Origin of the sequence: uncultured Amaricoccus sp. (assembly GCF_937858865.1) — a bacterium.
GTDB lineage: Bacteria > Pseudomonadota > Alphaproteobacteria > Rhodobacterales > Rhodobacteraceae > Amaricoccus.
In genome coordinates this window covers 14778-30201 of the sequence record NZ_CALLYO010000030.1, presented here as the reverse complement: position 1 = coordinate 30201, position 15424 = coordinate 14778, and the positions used below count along the sequence as shown (strand labels likewise).

Below are 15424 nucleotides of genomic sequence, written 5' to 3'. Positions count from 1 at the left end.
CGCCGCCGTCGGCCCCGGCGGCTCGCGCTGGCGGGTCGGCGAGCCGGTCTGCGCCCTCCTGCCCGGCGGCGGCTATGCCGAATACGCCCTCGCGCCCCAGGACCACGCGCTGCCGATCCCGAAGGGCCTCGGCATGACCGAGGCGGCGGCGCTCCCCGAGACCTTCTTCACCGTCTGGTCGAACGTCTTCCGCCGCGGCGGCCTCCGCGCCGGCGAGAGCTTCCTCGTCCACGGCGGCAGCTCCGGCATCGGCACCACCGCCATCCAGCTCGCCCACGCCCGCGGCGCCCGCGTCTTCACCACCGCCGGCTCCGCGGCCAAGGCCGAGGCCTGCCGCGCGCTCGGCGCCGAGCTCGCCATCAACTACCGCGAGACCGACTTCGTCGAAGCGGTCCGTGAAGCGACCGAAGGCCGCGGCGTCGACCTGATCCTCGACATGGTGGGCGGCGACTACCTGCCGCGCGACGTCCGCGCCCTCGCCCTCGAGGGCCGCCTGGTGATGATCGCCCACCTCGAGGGCGCCAGGGTCGAGCTCAACTTCGCTGCCGTGATGGTGAAGCGCCTCACCATCACCGGCGCGACGCTGCGCCCGCAGTCGGTCGAGGCCAAGGCGCGCATCGCCGAGGACCTCCGCCGCGAGGTCTGGCCGCTCCTCGAGGCCGGCCGCATCGCCCCGGTCATCGACCGCAGCTTCCCGCTCGCCGCCGCCGCCGAGGCGCACGCCCGCATGGAGAGCTCCGCCCACATCGGCAAGATCGTCCTCGAGGTGGGCTGACGGCCCCGACTTGACGCTGCCCGGCCGTTGTCGTAAGGTCCAACAGTGGTCAGGGCGTCGCTTCTGCTGCACGAGCGCGTCGTGCTCGCCGAGGACGTGTTCGTGGAGATTCGGGTCTGGCGCGTGCCGCGGCCGGTGCCGGGAAGCGCGCACGACCTGAAGGACTCGCTGGCGCTGGTCGCGGCCCGGCGATGCGTGCTGCGATACGACAACGAGGCCGGCAAGGGCGACCACCGTCATTCGCAGGACGGGGCGGAGTTCCCCTATCCCTTCGACGACGCGGAGACGCTGATCGCGGATTTCTGGCGGGAGGTGGACGAATGGATGGCGGCAAACAGATCGTGACCCTCTCGGTGGCCACGCGGGGCGATGTCTCGGCCCGGATGCGCCGCGCGCTCGCCGGCGAGCCCCAGGGCGCCTTCATCAGCTTCGCCAGCGTCGAGCTCCTCTGGAAGGTCGTCACCCCCAAGCGTCTCGACATCCTGCGCGTGCTCGCCGGCGCGGGGCCCCTCTCCATCCGCGAGGTGGCGCGCCGCCTGCACCGGGACGTGAAGGCCGTCCACGGCGACGTGCGCCGCCTGATCGACGCCGGCATCGTCGAGGAAACCCCGTCCGGGGTCCGCTTCGGCTACGACGCCGTCCGCGTCGACTTCACCCTCGACGCGGCATAGCCGCCCCTCACCAGACCTCGCTCGGCGGCTCCCCCTCCAGCACCTCGGCGATCCGGCGGCGCGTCGGGGCGGTCAGGTCGGCCGGCAGGCGGGCGAGCGGGTGGAAGCCCGCGCTCAGGATCTCGAGGCCCGGCCGGGCCGGGCGCAGCTGCCGCGCGCCGCGGGCGACGTAGAGCAGCACGTGGTCGCGCCGGCCGCCCGCGGTGCTGCGGTAGACCTGGAAGAGCCCGGGCGGCGCGGCGAGCAGGAGGCCGCCCTCCTCGGCCGCCTCGCGCACTGCCGCTTCGCGGCAGCTCTCGCCCGCGTCGACCGCGCCGCCGGGCAGGTGCAGGCCGGGGAGATAGGAGTGGCGCACGAGAAAGACCCCGCCGGCCTCGTCGAGGGCGAGGAGGCGCACCCCGAGGCTCAGCCGCGGCCGGCGGGCGTCGGCCAGCCGGATCGCGAGCTGCCCCGCCCATTGGTGCAGTGTGCGGATCACGGGACGGGCGGCATCTCTTGCGGCCCGCGGCTGCGGCAGGCGTCGGCCAGCACGTCCGCCCCGCAGGCGCGCGGGGCGAGCTCGGGGGTGAGGCAGATGCGCACCTCGGCGATCCGGCCGCCGCGGCAGGTGACGATGACGCCGTCGGACGAGAGCGCCGGGTTCGCCGCCAGGATCGCCGCCTCCAGCCCGGCGGCGGTGGCGCGCCCCTCTCCGGGCCGCGGCAGGTCGAGCGCGTCGTGCAGCCGCCGGATCAACCCGAAGTAGTCGCGCGCCGGCAGGCCGGCGCAGCGGCCGTGCTTCTTCCACTGGTACCAGGCGAGGCTGCCAGAACCCATGACGTCGGCCATCGCCGCCGTCTCGCGCCGCGAGGGATCGGCCTCCGCGCTCGCGCAGTCCTCGGGCCAGCCCGCCTCGTACTGCGGCCAGAGGCCGTGCACGGTGAAGCCGAGATCGCGGCGGGGATCGCACTGGCCCTCGCCCGGGTTTCCCTCCGCCGCGCACCAGCTCGGCGTCCAGGTGAGCGCGAGCAGATAGTAGTCGAAGGGCCGTTCGGCAGCCGACGCGGACATGGCGACGAGGCCGAGGCCGAGCGAAAACCACTTTATCATCGCGTCCATCCGCACTATATACCCGGGCAATTCCCCCGCGAAAACCGACCTTCGCGCCCCCCGGAAACCCGCGGCGCACCCGAGTTTTCGGCAGCGGGAGAGGCTTGTTCGAAAGGGATCCGCCATGGCCTATCCATTGATGCAGAAGGCGACCGCGGTCTGGCTGGTCGAGAACACCACGCTGACCTTCCAGCAGATCGCCGAGTTCTGCGGCCTGCACGAGCTCGAGGTGAACGGCATCGCCGACGGCGAGGTGGCGCAGGGCATCAAGGGCTTCGACCCGATCGCCAACCGCCAGCTGACCGCCGAGGAGATCAGGAAGGGCGAGCGCGACCCGCACTACCGGCTGAAGCTGTTCCACAACCCGGCCGCCGAGGGCGAGACCAAGCGCAAGGGCCCGCGCTACACGCCGCTCTCCAAGCGCCAGGACCGCCCCTCGGCCATCGCCTGGCTGGTGAAGTTCCATCCCGAGCTCTCCGACGGCCAGATCGCCAAGCTCGTCGGCACCACCAAGCCGACCATCCAGTCGATTCGCGACCGCAGCCACTGGAACATCGCCAACATCACGCCGGTCGACCCGGTGGCGCTCGGCCTCTGCAAGCAGGTCGAGCTCGACGCCGCCGTCGCCAAGGCCGAGCGGCGCTCCGCCGCCCAGGGCGGGGTGATGAGCGACGCCGAGCGGATGAAGCTCGTCTCGACCGAACAGTCGCTCAGCATGGAGGTCGAGCCACGCCTCCCCTCGGCGATCTCCGGCCTGGAGAACTTCACCCTCGGCGGCCGCAAGGAGGAGCGCGTCTCGCCGCAGGCGGCCAAGGCCGACGCCGAGAGCCTCTTCAACCTCGCGCCCGCCGACCGGGACGACGAGGAGGAGTGATGTCCGCCGGGCCGGGCAGGCATCGGCCCGGCCCCGCTTCCCGGCGCGCCTCCACCCGCTTCCGCAAAATCATTTCCGAGGGAATGAATCAGGATTGACGATCCTGACTAAATTGGTCATCCATTAGCTCAGCCAGGTTCCTGCAACGGGATCAGCCATCCGAACCCCCAAGCCAGAATCGGAGCCGATGGCATGCAGCCCGAACGTCACACCGACAGGTTCGCGATCCGCCGCGAGCCGCTCGTCCGCCCCACCATCGTCCACGCCGCCTCCTTCCCGGCGCCGGACGACCGTCCCGTCCACGACGCCCGGGCGCTGACGGAAGGCGGCCGCGAGGCGGAGATCCGCCTCGACGGCGTGCGCTACGTCCTGCGCATCACGCGGCAGGGCAAGCTCATCCTGACCAAATGAGCGCCGAGCCGCGGCATCCCGGCGCCACGCCGGTCGGCCGCCTCGCCGAACTGCCGCCGCTCGAGCGCGAGGTGATCCACTGGCTGCGCCTCTGGTGCGCGGGCCCCGACGGCCCGCGCACGGTCTCGCGCGAACTCGTCGCCCGCCACGGCGAGGCGGGGCGCGACCTCGCGGCGGACTTCGACGAGCTCGTCGGCACCCTGGCCGGCCACTCCCGCCGGCCGCTGGTCGGCCATGCCCCCGGCTGCCCCTGCGCCGGCGCCGACGAATGCGTCTTCGCCCGCTTCGTGGCGCTCGCCGCCGAGGGCGCGCGCGAGGACGCGGTGCTGATGGCCGCGCTCATGGTGCGCGCCGACCTCGCCCTCTGCCTCGCCAACCGGGCCGAGACGATCGGCCTGCGGCTGATGCGCGGACGCACGCCGCGCATCGTGCAGTAGCCGGTCCCGGCGCCCGCAAGGCGAGCCGATCAGGGCCGCCGCCGCCGCGTCACCCTGCCGCCCCCGATGCGCTCGATCCGCGCCGTCGCCTCGGCGAAGGGCTCGCTGACCACCGCCATGTGGAAGCCGTTGGCATGCAGCAGCGTTTCGGCGTCGCGCATGATCCCGACGTGCCCCTTCCAGAACACCAGGTCCCCGCGGCGCGGCGGCACGTCGGCCGCCAGCTCGTGGCCGAGGAGCGCCTCCTGCATGTCCGAATCGCGCGGCGCCTCCCGCCCGCCGGCGAGGAGCCCGAGCTGCACCAGCGCCGAACAGTCGAGCCCGCGCGCGCTCCGCCCGCCCCAGAGATAGGGCACGCCGACGAACCGCTCCGCCTGCGCCACCCAGTCGCCCGCGACCGGCTCGAGATGCGGCCGCGGCACGTGCCCGCCGCCGCGCAGCCGCGCGTAGCCGCCGCTGGTGCCGGCGACCGGCACCTCGGCGAGGAAGGGGAGCTCCGTCTCCACCCGCGCCCGCACCGAGGGCGCGGCGTAGACATGCGACCAGATCGCGGAGACCCGCACCCCCCTGCCCTGCGGCGCGCCGAGCCCGCCCGCCGCCACGTAGCCGACATAGCCGTCGAGCGCCGCCTGCCCCCAGGCGAGCCCGTCCGGCCGCGCCTCGTAGACGGTGAACCGCTCGCCGTGGAGCAGCTGCGTCGCCCGCTCCGCATCCGGGTCGGCCGTCAGCCGCAGATCGAGGAGCGATGCCGTCACCCGCATCGGCTGCCCGGCGGCGAAGCGCGCGGCCTCGACCTTCCCGCGCAGCGCCTCCGCCGCGAGGTCCGGTCGCGCCGGCAGGAGGCGCGCGGCGAAGGAACTCAATAGCGCCCCTCCATGAGGGCGAGGAGCGCCCGCGCCGCCTGGAACGCCCCGCCCTTGGGGCGCGCCGGCGCCGCCTTGGGCGTCCAGCCGTAGATGTCGACGTGCAGGTAGCGCCGGCTCGCGGTGACGAAGCGGCGCAGGAAGAGCGCCGCGGTGATCGCCCCCGCCATGCCGCCCGAGGGGGCGTTGTCGAGATCGGCGATGCCGGGCTCGATCAGCGGCTCGTAGGGGTCCCAGAAGGGCAGCCGCCACAGCGGGTCGGCCACCCGCGCCGCGGCGGCGGCGAGATCGGCCGCCAGCGCGTCGTCGTCGGTGAAGAAGGGCGGCACGTCCGGCCCGAGCGCGACCCGCGCCGCCCCGGTCAGCGTCGCGAGGCTGACGACGAGCTCCGGCGCCTCCTCGTCGGCGAGCGCCAGCGCGTCGGCCAGCACCAGCCGCCCCTCGGCGTCGGTGTTGTTGACCTCGACCGTCAGCCCCTTGCGGCTCGGCAGGATGTCGCCCGGCCGCATCGCGGCGCCCGAGATCGCGTTCTCGACCGCCGGCACCAGCAGCCGCAGCCTGAGGTCGAGCCCGAAGCCCATCACCAGGTCGGCGAGCCCCATGGCCGTCGCCGCCCCGCCCATGTCCTTCTTCATCAGCCCCATCGAGGAAGCCGGCTTGATGTCGAGCCCGCCGGTGTCGAAGCAGACCCCCTTGCCGACCAGCGTCACCTTCGGCGCGCCCTCGCGCCCCCAGACCAGATCGAGGAGCCGCGGCGGCTCGGCTGCGGCCGCCCCCACCGCCTCGATCATCGGCAGGTTGGCGGCCCGGAGCGCCGCGCTCCCGCGCGTCACCGCGACCTTCGCCCCATGCCGCGCGCCGAGCGCGACGAAGGCCGCCTCGAGCGCCTCGGGGCCCATGTCGCGGGCGGGGGTGTTGATGAGGTCCTGCGTCAGCGCCGCCGCCGCCGCGATCCGCTCCAGCCGCGCCGCGTCCACCCCCTCGGGGCAGACGAGCTCGACCGCCGACGGCGTCGCGGCGCGATAGCGCGCGAAGCGGTAGTCGGCGAGGAGCCAGCCGAGCGTCTCGAGCTCGGCATCGACCGCCGTCCCCTCGGCGGCGAGCGCATAGCGCCCGGCGGGCAGCTTCTCCGCCGCCGCCGCCAGGGCGAATCGCCCGCGCCGCCGCGTCGCCGCCGTCCCCCAGCCGGCCAGCGCGGCGCGCAGGCTGCCGTCCGGCGCCGGCAGGCAGAGCGCCTCGCCGATCTTGCCGGAGAAGCCGGTCGCCCCGACCCAGGCGCGCGTCGCCGCATCCTGCCGGCCGAGCCAGCCGTCGAGCCCGTCCGCGGCGACGAGGCGAAGCGGGACGGCCTTCGGATCGGGCGAGGGAGCGAGAGGCATGCGAGAAGAGCCTTGGGCGGGAGGCGCGGACGAAACTCTATCCGCGCCCCGCACCGGCCTACAAGGCCGATTGATCGGCGTAGAGCATCACCTCGAACAGCGATTCCTCGCCGAGCCGCATCAGCCGCGCCTCGACCGCCGCCGTCGCCACCGGATCGCCGCCCGCGAGGCAGTGGTCGAGATCGCGCGCCACCCGGGCGAAGTCGGCCAGCCCGACCTGCTCGCTCAGGCTGGCGAGCCGCGTCGCCAGCACCTGCGCCTCGGCGGCGTCGCCCACCGCCATCGCCTGCGCCAGCAGCCCCAGCCGGTCGCCGAGATGGAAGACGACCTCGGAGACGATCTCGCGGCAGCGCTGGTCGCCCAGCGACTGCCGCAGCACCATGATCCTCGCCGTGTCGAGCGCCGCTTCCTCGCGCGACGCGATCTGATATAGCTCCGCACCCATGTGCAGCCCCCCGCATCACCCGCCGCCACCATGGCAGCGAGGGGTAAAGCGAAGCTTGACGCCGCCGGCCCCGCGGCGCGGCGCTGGTCAAGAAGTGCACGGAAGTTTACCAGAACTTGAGCCATCCGATTCGGCGCGGGGGAAAGGGACAGCCATGGAACACGCACGGCCGCTGCCGCCGGAGCTGGTCGAGCGCTACCGCGTCTGGCGGGAGCGGCGCACCCCGGAGAAGCTGGCGCATCTCGTCGAGGCCGCCACGAATGCGCAGAACCCCAAGGCGATGATCATCGCCTGCTGCGACAGCCGGGTGCTCATCTCGGAGATCTTCGGCAACGCGCCGGGGGACTTCTTCATCCTCCGCAACATCGCCAACCTCGTTCCGCCGAACGAGGCCGACGGCCGCTCGCACGGCACCTCGGCGGCGATCGAGTATGCGGTGATCGCGCTCGGCATCGAGCATCTCATCGTCTTGGGCCACTACGGCTGCGGCGGGGTGCGCGGCTGCCACGACATGCTGGCCGGCCTCGCCCCCGAGCTCGACACGCCGACGAGCTTCGTCGGCACCTGGCTGCGGCTGCTCAAGCCCGGCTTCGAGGCGCTCGCCGGCCGCGGTCTCGCCTACGAGGAGCGCATCAGCGCGCTCGAGCGCGAGGCGATCCTCGTCAGCCTCGAGAACCTCATGACCTTCCCCTTCGTCGCCGAGGCCGTCCACTCCGGCAAGCTCGAGCTGCACGGCCTCTGGAAGGACATCCGCAACGGCAGCCTCGAGATCTACGACAGCACGACGGGGACGTTCGGGCCGCTCTAGCCGGACGGGCGAGAAGCCAGACGCCCCGTCACGACCCGCCGGCCAGCCCCTTCAGCTCGTAGACCAGCGCCAGCGCCTCCCGCGGCGAGAGCTCGTCCGGCAGCACCTCGCGGAGCCGCGCCTCCACCGCCGCACCCGGCCCGGCCGGCGCGATTCCGCACACCGCCATGTAGGCGTCGCCTCCACCGCCGATTCCGCCGCGGCCGCCGGCTCGGGCCGGGCCGCCGCCGCGAAGAGCGGCAGGTCGTCGACCAGCGCCTTCGCCTTGGACCCGCCCTCGCGCTCGCCCTTCTCCAGCGCCTCGAGCACCACCCGCGCCCGCTCGACCACCGCCGCCGGCAGCCCGGCCAGCCGCGCCACCTGCACCCCGTAGGAGCGGTCCGCCGCCCCCTCGACCACCTCGTGCAGGAAGACGACCTCCCCCTGCCACTCCCTGACCGCCACCGTCGCGTTCCGGAGGCCCGGCAGCTTCGCCGCCAGCGCCGTCAGCTCGTGGTAGTGGGTGGCGAAGAGCGCCCGGCAGCGGTTCACGTCGTGCAGATGCTCGAGCACCGCCCAGGCGATCGAGAGCCCGTCGTAGGTCGCCGTCCCCCGCCCGATCTCGTCGAGGATGACGAGCGCCCGCTCCCCGGCCTGGTTCAGGATCGCCGCCGTCTCCACCATCTCGACCATGAAGGTCGAGCGCCCCCGCGCCAGGTCGTCCGCCGCGCCCACCCGGCTGAAGAGCGCGTCCACCACGCCGATTTCCGCCGCCGCCGCCGGCACGAAGGCCCCCATCTGCGCCAGCACGGCGATCAGCGCGTTCTGCCGCAGGAAGGTCGACTTGCCCGCCATGTTCGGCCCGGTCACCAGCCAGAGCGGCCGCTCGCCGAGATCGGCATCGTTGGCGACGAAGGCCCCGCCCTGCCGCCGCAGCGCCTGCTCCACCACCGGATGCCGCCCGCCGGCGACGCGGAACCCGCGCCCCTCGCCCATCTCCGGCCGCTCCCAGTCCCCGGACCGGGCGAGATCGGCCAGCCCGCTCGCCACGTCGATCTCGGCCAGCCCCCGCGCCGCCGCCCCGACCGGCCCCGCCGCCGCGATCACCGCCGCCCGCAGCCGCTCGAAGACCGCCTTCTCGATCTCGAGCGCCCGCCCGGCGGCATTCAGGATCCGCGTCTCGAGCTCGGCCAGCGCCAGCGTGGTGAACCGCACCGCCCCCGCCGTCGTCTGCCGGTGCACGAAGAGCTCGTTCAAGGGCGGCCCCATCATCCGCTCGGCATGCCCCGCCGGCGTCTCGATGAAATAGCCGAGCACGTTGTTGTGCTTCACCTTCAGCGAGCCGACCCCGCTGCGGCGCACATACTCCGCCTGCAGCTCGGCGATCACGCCGCGCCCCTGGTCGCGCAGCCGCCGCGTCTCGTCGAGCTCCGCCTCGAACCCCTCCGCCACGAAGCCGCCGTCGCGCGCCATGAGCGGCGGCTCGGCCACCAGCGCCGCGTCGAGCAGCCCGACGAGCGCCTCGTGCCCGCCGAGCGCGGTGAGCGCCTCGGCCAGCACCTCCGGCACCTCGCCCGCCAGAACCTCGCGCACCCGCCCCGCCTCGGCCAGCCCGTCGCGCACCGCGGCGAGATCGCGCGGCCCGCCGCGCCCGAGCGCCAGCCGCGACAGCGCCCGCTCGAGGTCCGGCACCTTGCGCAGCCGCTCGCGCACCGCCCGGCCGGCCTCGGCGTCCTCGACGAAATGCGCCACCGCCGCCTGCCGCGCCCGGACCAGCCGCACGTCCGTCGAGGGCGCCGTCACCCGCGTCTCCAGGAGCCGCGCGCCGCCGCCGGTCACCGTCCGGTCGATCGCCGCCAGCAGCGAGCCCTCGCGCCCGCCGCCGGCCCCGCGGGTCAGCTCGAGGTTGCGCCGCGTCGCCGCGTCGATCCGCATCTGCCCGCCCGCCGCCTCCCGCACCGGCGGCCGGAGCAGCGGCAGCCGCCCGCGCTGCGTCATCTCCAGATAGTCGACGATCGCGCCGAGCGCGCCGATCTCGGCCCGCCCGAAGGCGGCGAACCCGTCGAGCGAGGCGACCTTGAAGCACCCCGCCACCCGCCCCTCGGCCGCCGTCGAATCGAAGCTCGCCCGCGCCAGCGGCGTCAGCACCGCGCCCGCCTCCTCGACCGCCTCGCGCAGCCCCGCCTCCTCGGCCTCGCTGACCAGCACCTCGCGCGGCGCGACCCGCGCCAGCATCGGCCCGAGCATCGCCCGCGGGCAGTCGCTCACCACGAGGTCGCCGGTCGACATGTCGACCCAGGCGAAGGCCCCCTCGCCCCGCACCTCGGCCCAGGCGGCGAGGAAATTGTGCCGCCGCGCCTCGAGCAGGCTCTCCTCGGTCAGCGTGCCGGGGGTGACGAGCCGCACCACCTCGCGCCGAACCACCGACTTCGACCCGCGCTTGCGCGCCTCCGCCGGATCCTCCATCTGCTCGCAGACCGCCACCCGGAAGCCCTTGCGGATCAGCGTCAGCAGATACCCCTCCGCCGCATGCACCGGCACCCCGCACATCGGGATGTCCTGCCCGAGGTGCTGCCCGCGCTTGGTCAGCGCGATGTCGAGCGCCGCCGCCGCCGCCTCGGCGTCGGCGAAGAACATCTCGTAGAAGTCGCCCATGCGGTAGAAGAGCAGCGCGTCGGGGTTCTCCTCCTTGATCGCCCAGTACTGGGCCATCATCGGCGAGACGTTGGGCGAGAGGGACGTGTCGTCCAAGGGCGCCTCCGGGCTGACCGCCCCCGTCTAGCCCCGCCCGCCGCGAGTGCCAAGCTCCCCGGCCCGGCGTATGCTCGCGCGATGCCGCGGCTCCTCCTCCTCGCCTGTCTCCTCCTCGGCCTCGCCGGGGCGGCCGGCGCCGCGACGATCGCCGGCCAGGACGACCCCCGCTTCCGGGCCGCGCTCGCGGCCTGGCTCGCCGACGACGAGCCGGCCGCCCTGCCCGAGCTCGCGGCCCTCGCGGCCCGGGACAACCGCGCCGCGCAGATCCTGCTGGCGCTGATCGACCGCGTCGCGGTCTACCAGGGCCCCTGGCTGCTGCGACGGGACCGCGCGACGCGGCTGGCCCTCACCCGGGCCCCCGGCGGCCTCTCCGGGCGGAGCTGGATGGCCGAGGCCGCCGCCGACACCCCCCTCGCCGCCCTCTGGATGCAGCGCGACGCCACCGGCACCGCCCCGGAGACCGCGCTCGCCTTCGCCGGCATGGGCGAGCAGCGCGCCGCCCGCGAGACGCTGCAGGCCCTCGCCCGGCGCCAGCAGCACGGCTTCGCCGCCATCGCCGACGACCCGCGCTACCCGGCCGAGCTCCGCCACCTCGTCTGGCGCGAATGGGCGGAGACGCCGGAAGGCGCCGCGCGGGCGGCGGCCGAGATCGCGGCGCTGATGCCGGGCGACCCGCAGATCCGCCGCTTCGAGGACCGCCCGCTCGACCAGGCCGCCACCGACGCCTGGCTCGCCGCCGCGCCGCTCGCGGCGCCGCTCCGCGCCACCTGCGGGGCCTTCTGCCCGCGCACGCCGCTCACCTGCCGCCGCGCCGCCTTCTTCCTCGTCGAGGGCCATGGCGGCCTCGCCGAGTTCGGCACCCCCTCGGAGACGCTGATCCCGCCCGCGATCTGGAACGCCAGCCCGCGCGGCACCCGGGCGCTCCTGCGCGTCCCGACCGCCCGCGACCGCTTCGGCTACGAGACCGCGGTCGCCGTCCGCGCCGGGGACGCCTGCCTCGCCGACGCCCTCGCCGCCGAGGTCGCCCGCTTTCACCGGTGATACGCGATCTAGCCCCAGCGTCACCGTTGCCCCCGGCCGTGCTCATCGCGAGCGGTGCCGTGCAGGAGCGGCAAAGCGATCACCCGCTTCGCGTGGGACGCCTCAGGCCGGCCGGAACTCCAGCGCCACCCCGTTGATGCAGTAGCGCAGGCCCGTCGGCGGCGGCCCGTCGGGGAAGACATGCCCGAGATGGCTGCCGCAGGTGGCGCAATGCACCTCGGTCCGCACCATCCCGAGGCTGCGGTCCACCGTCGTCTCGACCGTCCCCTCCACCGGCTCGTTGAAGCTCGGCCATCCGGTCCCGCTCTCGAACTTCACCTTGCCCTCGAAGAGCGTCTCGCCGCAGCCGGCGCAGGCGAAGCTCCCCGGCCGCTTCTCGTGCAAGAGCGCACAGCTCCCCGGCCGCTCCGTCGCGTGCCCGCGCATCACCGCATACTGCTCGGGGCTGAGCAGCGCCCGCCATTCCGCCTCGCTGCGGGTGACCCTGTAGCCCTTCGTCTCCGTGCCCATCGCAAAACTCCCGGTCAATGCCCCGGATCTAGTCCCCCGGGCTCGTCCCGCCAGCCGTCCCGCGTTTACCTTGGTTGAAATGTGGTTAACGGCGCGACCACTTTCCTAGCAAAATCAACGATATGACCAAGTGGGCACGCGTGCCCACCCCGTGCCTGCTCAGCCCTTCATCCCTTCCCAGAACCCCTTCACCCGCGAGAAGAAGTCCTGCGTCTCCGGGCTGTTGTCGCCTCCGGCCTCCTCGAACTCGCGCAGCAGCTCCCGCTGCCGGTGGCTGAGGTTGACCGGGGTCTCGACGGCCAGCTCGATATAGAGATCGCCCGCGCCCGCCCCGCGCAGCGCCGGCATCCCCTTGCCGCGCAGCCGGAGCTGCTTGCCCGACTGGACGCCCGCCGGCACCTTCACCCGCATCTTGCCGCCGTCGAGCGTCGGCGCGTCGATCTCGCCGCCGAGCGCCGCCGTCGTCATCGAGACCGGGATGCGGCAGTAGAGGTTCTGGTTGTCGCGCTCGAAGATCGGATGCGCCTCGACCTCGATGAAGATGTAGAGATCGCCGGCCGGCCCGCCGCGCGCCCCCGGCTCCCCCTCGCCGGCCAGCCGGATCCGCGTCCCCGTCTCGACCCCGGCCGGGATGTTGACGTTGAGCGTGCGGTCCTTGCGCACCCGCCCCGAGCCGGCGCAGCTCGTGCAGGGGTTCTTGATGATCTGCCCCCGCCCGCCGCAGGTCGGGCAGGTTCGCTCCACGGTGAAGAAGCCCTGCTGCGCCCGCACCTTGCCGTGCCCCGAGCAGGTCGGGCAGGTGGCGGGCTCGGCCCCGCCCTGGGCGCCGGTGCCGTGGCAGACCTCGCAGGCCGCGCTCGACGGCACGGTGATCGAGGCCTGCTTGCCGTGGAAGGCCTCCTCGAGCTTCAGCCGGAGGTTGTAGCGCAGGTCCGACCCGCGCGCCGCCCGCTGCCCGCGCCCGCGGCCCCCGCTCATGAAGTCGCCGAAGAGGTCGTCGAAGACGTCCGAGAAGGAGCCGAAGTCCATCCCCGGCCCGCCGCGGAAGCCGCCGGCGCTGGCGCCGTTGCCGTTCTCGAAGGCGGCATGGCCGAAGCGGTCGTAGGCCGCCTTCTTCTGCGCGTCCTTCAGGACGTCATAGGCCTCGTTGACCTCCTTGAAACGCGCCTCGCTCTTCGGGTCGTGCCGGTTGCGGTCGGGATGGTGCTCCATCGCCTTCTTGCGGAAGGCCTTCTTGATCTCGCCATCGGACGCTTGGCGTCCGACCCCGAGCACATCGTAGTAGTCGCGTTTCGCCATCCCGGATCCGTTCCCGTCAAACGACGAAATGGCCCCCGGATCCGGGGGCCATCCCAGCTATCCTCGCGGATCAGGACTTCTTGTTGTCCTGGTCGAGATCCTCGAAGTCGGCGTCCACCACGTCGTCGTCCGAGGCGGTGCCCGTCGTCGCGCCGTCGCCCGGGGCCGCACCGGCCTCGGCCTCCTGCTGCGCCTTGTAGATCGCCTCGCCGAGCTTCATCGACGCCTCGGTCAGGTCCTGGGCGCGGGCGCGGATCTTCTCCGCATCCTCGCTCTCCATCGCCTCCTTCAGCGCCTTGATCGACAGCTCGATCGCCTCGACCGTGGTCGGGTCGACCTTGTCGCCATGCTCCTGCACCGACTTCTCGGTGCCGTGGATCAGGCTCTCGGCCTGGTTCCGCGCCTCGACCAGCTCGCGCCGCTGCTTGTCGGCCTCGGCATTCTCCTCGGCCTCCTTGATCATCTTCTCGATGTCGGCGTCCGAGAGCCCGCCCGAGGCCTGGATGGTGATCTTCTGCTCCTTGTTCGTCCCCTTGTCCTTGGCGGAAACGGAGACGATGCCGTTGGCATCAATGTCGAAGGTCACCTCGATCTGCGGAATGCCGCGCGGGGCCGGCGGGATCTGCTCGAGGTTGAACTGGCCGAGCAGCTTGTTGTCGGCCGCCATCTCGCGCTCGCCCTGGAAGACCCGGATCGTCACCGCGTTCTGGTTGTCCTCGGCGGTGGAGAAGATCTGGCTCTTCTTGGTCGGGATCGTGGTGTTGCGGTCGATGAGCCGGGTGAAGACGCCGCCCAGCGTCTCGATGCCGAGCGAGAGCGGGGTCACGTCGAGCAGCACGACGTCCTTCACGTCGCCCTGCAGCACGCCGGCCTGGATCGCGGCGCCGACGGCGACGACCTCGTCCGGGTTGACGCCCTTGTGCGGCTCCTTGCCGAAGAACTTCTGCACCTCCTCGATGACCTTCGGCATGCGGGTCATGCCGCCGACGAGGACGACCTCGTCGATCTCGCCCTTGGAGACGCCGGCGTCCTTCAGCGCGTTCTGGCAGGGCTTCAGCGTCTTGGCGATCAGGTCGGCGACCAGGCTTTCGAGCTTCGCCCGCGTCAGCTTCATCACCAGGTGGAGCGGCTGGTGCGTCTTCGGGTCCATCGAGATGAACGGCTGGTTGATCTCGGTCTGGCTGGCGCTCGAAAGCTCGATCTTCGCCTTCTCCGCAGCCTCCTTCAGCCGCTGCAGCGCCATCTTGTCCTTGGTCAGGTCGACGCCCGACTCCTTCTTGAACTCGTCGGCCAGGTACTGGACGATGCGCATGTCGAAATCCTCGCCGCCGAGGAAGGTATCCCCGTTGGTGGACTTCACCTCGAAGAGCCCCTCGTCGATCTCGAGGATCGAGATGTCGAAGGTGCCGCCGCCGAGGTCGTAGACCGCAATCGTCTTGGTGCCGGACTTGTCGAGCCCGTAGGCGAGCGCTGCCGCCGTCGGCTCGTTGATGATCCTGAGCACCTCGAGCCCGGCGATCTTGCCGGCGTCCTTGGTGGCCTGCCGCTGGGCGTCATTGAAGTAGGCCGGAACGGTGATGACCGCCTGGCTCACCTTCTCGCCGAGGTAGGACTCGGCGGTCTCCTTCATCTTCTGCAGGATGAAGGCGGAAATCTGGCTGGGGGAGTACTTCTCGCCCTTGACCTCGACCCAGGCGTCGCCGTTCGGCCCGGGGACGATCTTGTAGGACACCATCTCCTTGTCCTTGGCGACCATCGGGTCGTCGGTGCGGCGGCCGATCAGCCGCTTGATGGCGAAGAGGGTATTCTCGGAATTGGTGACCGCCTGGCGCTTGGCGGCCTGGCCGACCAGCCGCTCGTCGTCGGTGAAGGCGACGATCGAGGGCGTGGTGCGCGCCCCCTCGGAATTCTCGATCACGCGGGCCTGCGATCCGTCCATGATGGCGACGCAGGAGTTGGTGGTGCCGAGGTCGATACCGATGACTTTAGACATGCACGATCCTTTCAAGCGGCGATTTCACGGGCTGGCCCGGCAAGGAGGCACCCGCCCGTCATCCCTGGATCCGATCCTCACGGGCGCGTGCGGATC

General features: G+C 72.8%; 16 protein-coding genes and 1 pseudogene. 8 read left to right on the top strand and 9 right to left on the bottom strand.

Going from position 1 to position 15424, the window contains the following annotated elements; all coding sequences use genetic code 11:
• From Q0112_RS00825 to Q0112_RS00815, 3 genes are all read left to right on the top strand, one after another.
• On the top strand, nt 1-775 hold a 775-nt coding region (locus tag Q0112_RS00825), incomplete at its 5' end, for an NAD(P)H-quinone oxidoreductase (RefSeq protein WP_297970237.1).
• An 81-nt stretch (nt 776-856) separates the two neighbouring features.
• A complete protein-coding gene (locus Q0112_RS00820; protein WP_297970235.1) occupies nt 857-1120 on the top strand; it encodes a DUF6516 family protein in 264 nt (87 codons plus the stop codon).
• Nucleotides 1096-1446 (top strand): MarR family transcriptional regulator, encoded by a 351-nt coding sequence (locus Q0112_RS00815; protein WP_297970233.1) that lies wholly within the window; start codon nt 1096-1098, stop codon nt 1444-1446. The genes Q0112_RS00820 and Q0112_RS00815 overlap by 25 nt, the downstream gene beginning before the upstream one ends.
• A 7-nt stretch (nt 1447-1453) precedes the next feature.
• Here Q0112_RS00815 and Q0112_RS00810 read toward each other — a convergent pair whose 3' ends face one another.
• Both Q0112_RS00810 and Q0112_RS00805 read right to left on the bottom strand, forming a co-directional pair.
• A complete protein-coding gene (locus tag Q0112_RS00810; protein ID WP_297970232.1) occupies nt 1454-1924 on the bottom strand; it encodes an NUDIX domain-containing protein in 471 nt (156 codons plus the stop codon).
• The gene (locus tag Q0112_RS00805) at nt 1921-2535 is read right to left on the bottom strand and encodes a ribonuclease T2 (protein WP_297970231.1); all 615 of its coding nucleotides are present in this window, start codon (nt 2533-2535) and stop codon (nt 1921-1923) included. Before Q0112_RS00805 ends, Q0112_RS00810 begins: the two co-directional genes overlap by 4 nt.
• A 124-nt stretch (nt 2536-2659) precedes the next feature.
• Between Q0112_RS00805 and Q0112_RS00800 the strand changes: the two genes are divergently transcribed.
• From Q0112_RS00800 to Q0112_RS00790, 3 genes are all read left to right on the top strand, one after another.
• On the top strand, nt 2660-3409 hold the full coding sequence (locus tag Q0112_RS00800; protein ID WP_297970230.1) for a DUF1013 domain-containing protein: 750 nt from the start codon (nt 2660-2662) through the stop codon (nt 3407-3409).
• A gap of 255 nt (nt 3410-3664) precedes the next feature.
• Complete coding sequence (hemP, locus tag Q0112_RS00795; protein ID WP_297970239.1) at nt 3665-3820, top strand: hemin uptake protein HemP; 156 nt, start codon at nt 3665-3667, stop codon at nt 3818-3820.
• On the top strand, nt 3817-4257 hold the full coding sequence (locus Q0112_RS00790) for a hypothetical protein (RefSeq protein ID WP_297970229.1): 441 nt from the start codon (nt 3817-3819) through the stop codon (nt 4255-4257). Before hemP ends, Q0112_RS00790 begins: the two co-directional genes overlap by 4 nt.
• 29 nt (nt 4258-4286) lie before the next feature.
• Here Q0112_RS00790 and Q0112_RS00785 read toward each other — a convergent pair whose 3' ends face one another.
• The 3 genes from Q0112_RS00785 to Q0112_RS00775 are packed head-to-tail and all read right to left on the bottom strand — an operon-like array spanning nt 4287 to nt 6944.
• Complete coding sequence (locus tag Q0112_RS00785; RefSeq protein ID WP_297970227.1) at nt 4287-5120, bottom strand: NlpC/P60 family protein; 834 nt, start codon at nt 5118-5120, stop codon at nt 4287-4289.
• Nucleotides 5117-6499, bottom strand: a complete 1383-nt coding sequence (locus Q0112_RS00780) for a M17 family metallopeptidase (protein WP_297970225.1) — start codon at nt 6497-6499, stop codon at nt 5117-5119. The genes Q0112_RS00785 and Q0112_RS00780 overlap by 4 nt, the downstream gene beginning before the upstream one ends.
• A 58-nt stretch (nt 6500-6557) precedes the next feature.
• Nucleotides 6558-6944, bottom strand: a complete 387-nt coding sequence (locus Q0112_RS00775) for a hypothetical protein (RefSeq protein ID WP_297970223.1) — start codon at nt 6942-6944, stop codon at nt 6558-6560.
• A gap of 154 nt (nt 6945-7098) precedes the next feature.
• Here Q0112_RS00775 and Q0112_RS00770 point away from each other — a divergent pair, with 154 nt between their 5' ends.
• Nucleotides 7099-7752 (top strand): carbonic anhydrase, encoded by a 654-nt coding sequence (locus tag Q0112_RS00770; protein ID WP_297970221.1) that lies wholly within the window; start codon nt 7099-7101, stop codon nt 7750-7752.
• A 28-nt stretch (nt 7753-7780) separates the two neighbouring features.
• Here the strand turns inward: Q0112_RS00770 and mutS are convergent.
• Nucleotides 7781-10446 (bottom strand): annotated as a pseudogene (mutS, locus tag Q0112_RS00765) (DNA mismatch repair protein MutS).
• Nucleotides 10447-10563: 117 nt separating this feature from the next.
• Between mutS and Q0112_RS00760 the strand changes: the two are divergent.
• A complete protein-coding gene (locus Q0112_RS00760) occupies nt 10564-11526 on the top strand; it encodes a hypothetical protein (protein ID WP_297970220.1) in 963 nt (320 codons plus the stop codon).
• A 102-nt stretch (nt 11527-11628) separates the two neighbouring features.
• Here Q0112_RS00760 and msrB read toward each other — a convergent pair whose 3' ends face one another.
• From msrB to dnaK, 3 genes are all read right to left on the bottom strand, one after another.
• Nucleotides 11629-12036, bottom strand: coding sequence for a peptide-methionine (R)-S-oxide reductase MsrB (gene msrB / locus Q0112_RS00755; protein WP_297970218.1), 408 nt, complete (start codon nt 12034-12036; stop codon nt 11629-11631).
• 159 nt (nt 12037-12195) lie between these two features.
• Nucleotides 12196-13335, bottom strand: coding sequence for a molecular chaperone DnaJ (gene dnaJ, locus Q0112_RS00750; RefSeq protein ID WP_297970216.1), 1140 nt, complete (start codon nt 13333-13335; stop codon nt 12196-12198).
• 70 nt (nt 13336-13405) lie between these two features.
• Nucleotides 13406-15328 (bottom strand): molecular chaperone DnaK, encoded by a 1923-nt coding sequence (dnaK, locus tag Q0112_RS00745; protein WP_297970214.1) that lies wholly within the window; start codon nt 15326-15328, stop codon nt 13406-13408.
• Between the last annotated feature and the right edge of the window lie 96 nt (nt 15329-15424).

What these genes read in the sequence shown, in the direction of transcription:
- Q0112_RS00775 (WP_297970223.1), bottom strand. Translation starts at nt 6,944, where the DNA reads ATGGGTGCGGAGCTATATCAGATCGCGTCGCGCGAGGAAGCGGCGCTC.
- dnaK (WP_297970214.1), bottom strand. Translation starts at nt 15,328, where the DNA reads ATGTCTAAAGTCATCGGTATCGACCTCGGCACCACCAACTCCTGCGTC.
- Q0112_RS00815 (WP_297970233.1), top strand. Translation starts at nt 1,096, where the DNA reads ATGGATGGCGGCAAACAGATCGTGACCCTCTCGGTGGCCACGCGGGGC.
- msrB (WP_297970218.1), bottom strand. Translation starts at nt 12,036, where the DNA reads ATGGGCACGGAGACGAAGGGCTACAGGGTCACCCGCAGCGAGGCGGAA.
- dnaJ (WP_297970216.1), bottom strand. Translation starts at nt 13,335, where the DNA reads ATGGCGAAACGCGACTACTACGATGTGCTCGGGGTCGGACGCCAAGCG.
- Q0112_RS00790 (WP_297970229.1), top strand. Translation starts at nt 3,817, where the DNA reads ATGAGCGCCGAGCCGCGGCATCCCGGCGCCACGCCGGTCGGCCGCCTC.
- Q0112_RS00800 (WP_297970230.1), top strand. Translation starts at nt 2,660, where the DNA reads ATGGCCTATCCATTGATGCAGAAGGCGACCGCGGTCTGGCTGGTCGAG.
- Q0112_RS00780 (WP_297970225.1), bottom strand. Translation starts at nt 6,499, where the DNA reads ATGCCTCTCGCTCCCTCGCCCGATCCGAAGGCCGTCCCGCTTCGCCTC.
- Q0112_RS00770 (WP_297970221.1), top strand. Translation starts at nt 7,099, where the DNA reads ATGGAACACGCACGGCCGCTGCCGCCGGAGCTGGTCGAGCGCTACCGC.
- Q0112_RS00760 (WP_297970220.1), top strand. Translation starts at nt 10,564, where the DNA reads ATGCCGCGGCTCCTCCTCCTCGCCTGTCTCCTCCTCGGCCTCGCCGGG.
- Q0112_RS00805 (WP_297970231.1), bottom strand. Translation starts at nt 2,535, where the DNA reads ATGATAAAGTGGTTTTCGCTCGGCCTCGGCCTCGTCGCCATGTCCGCG.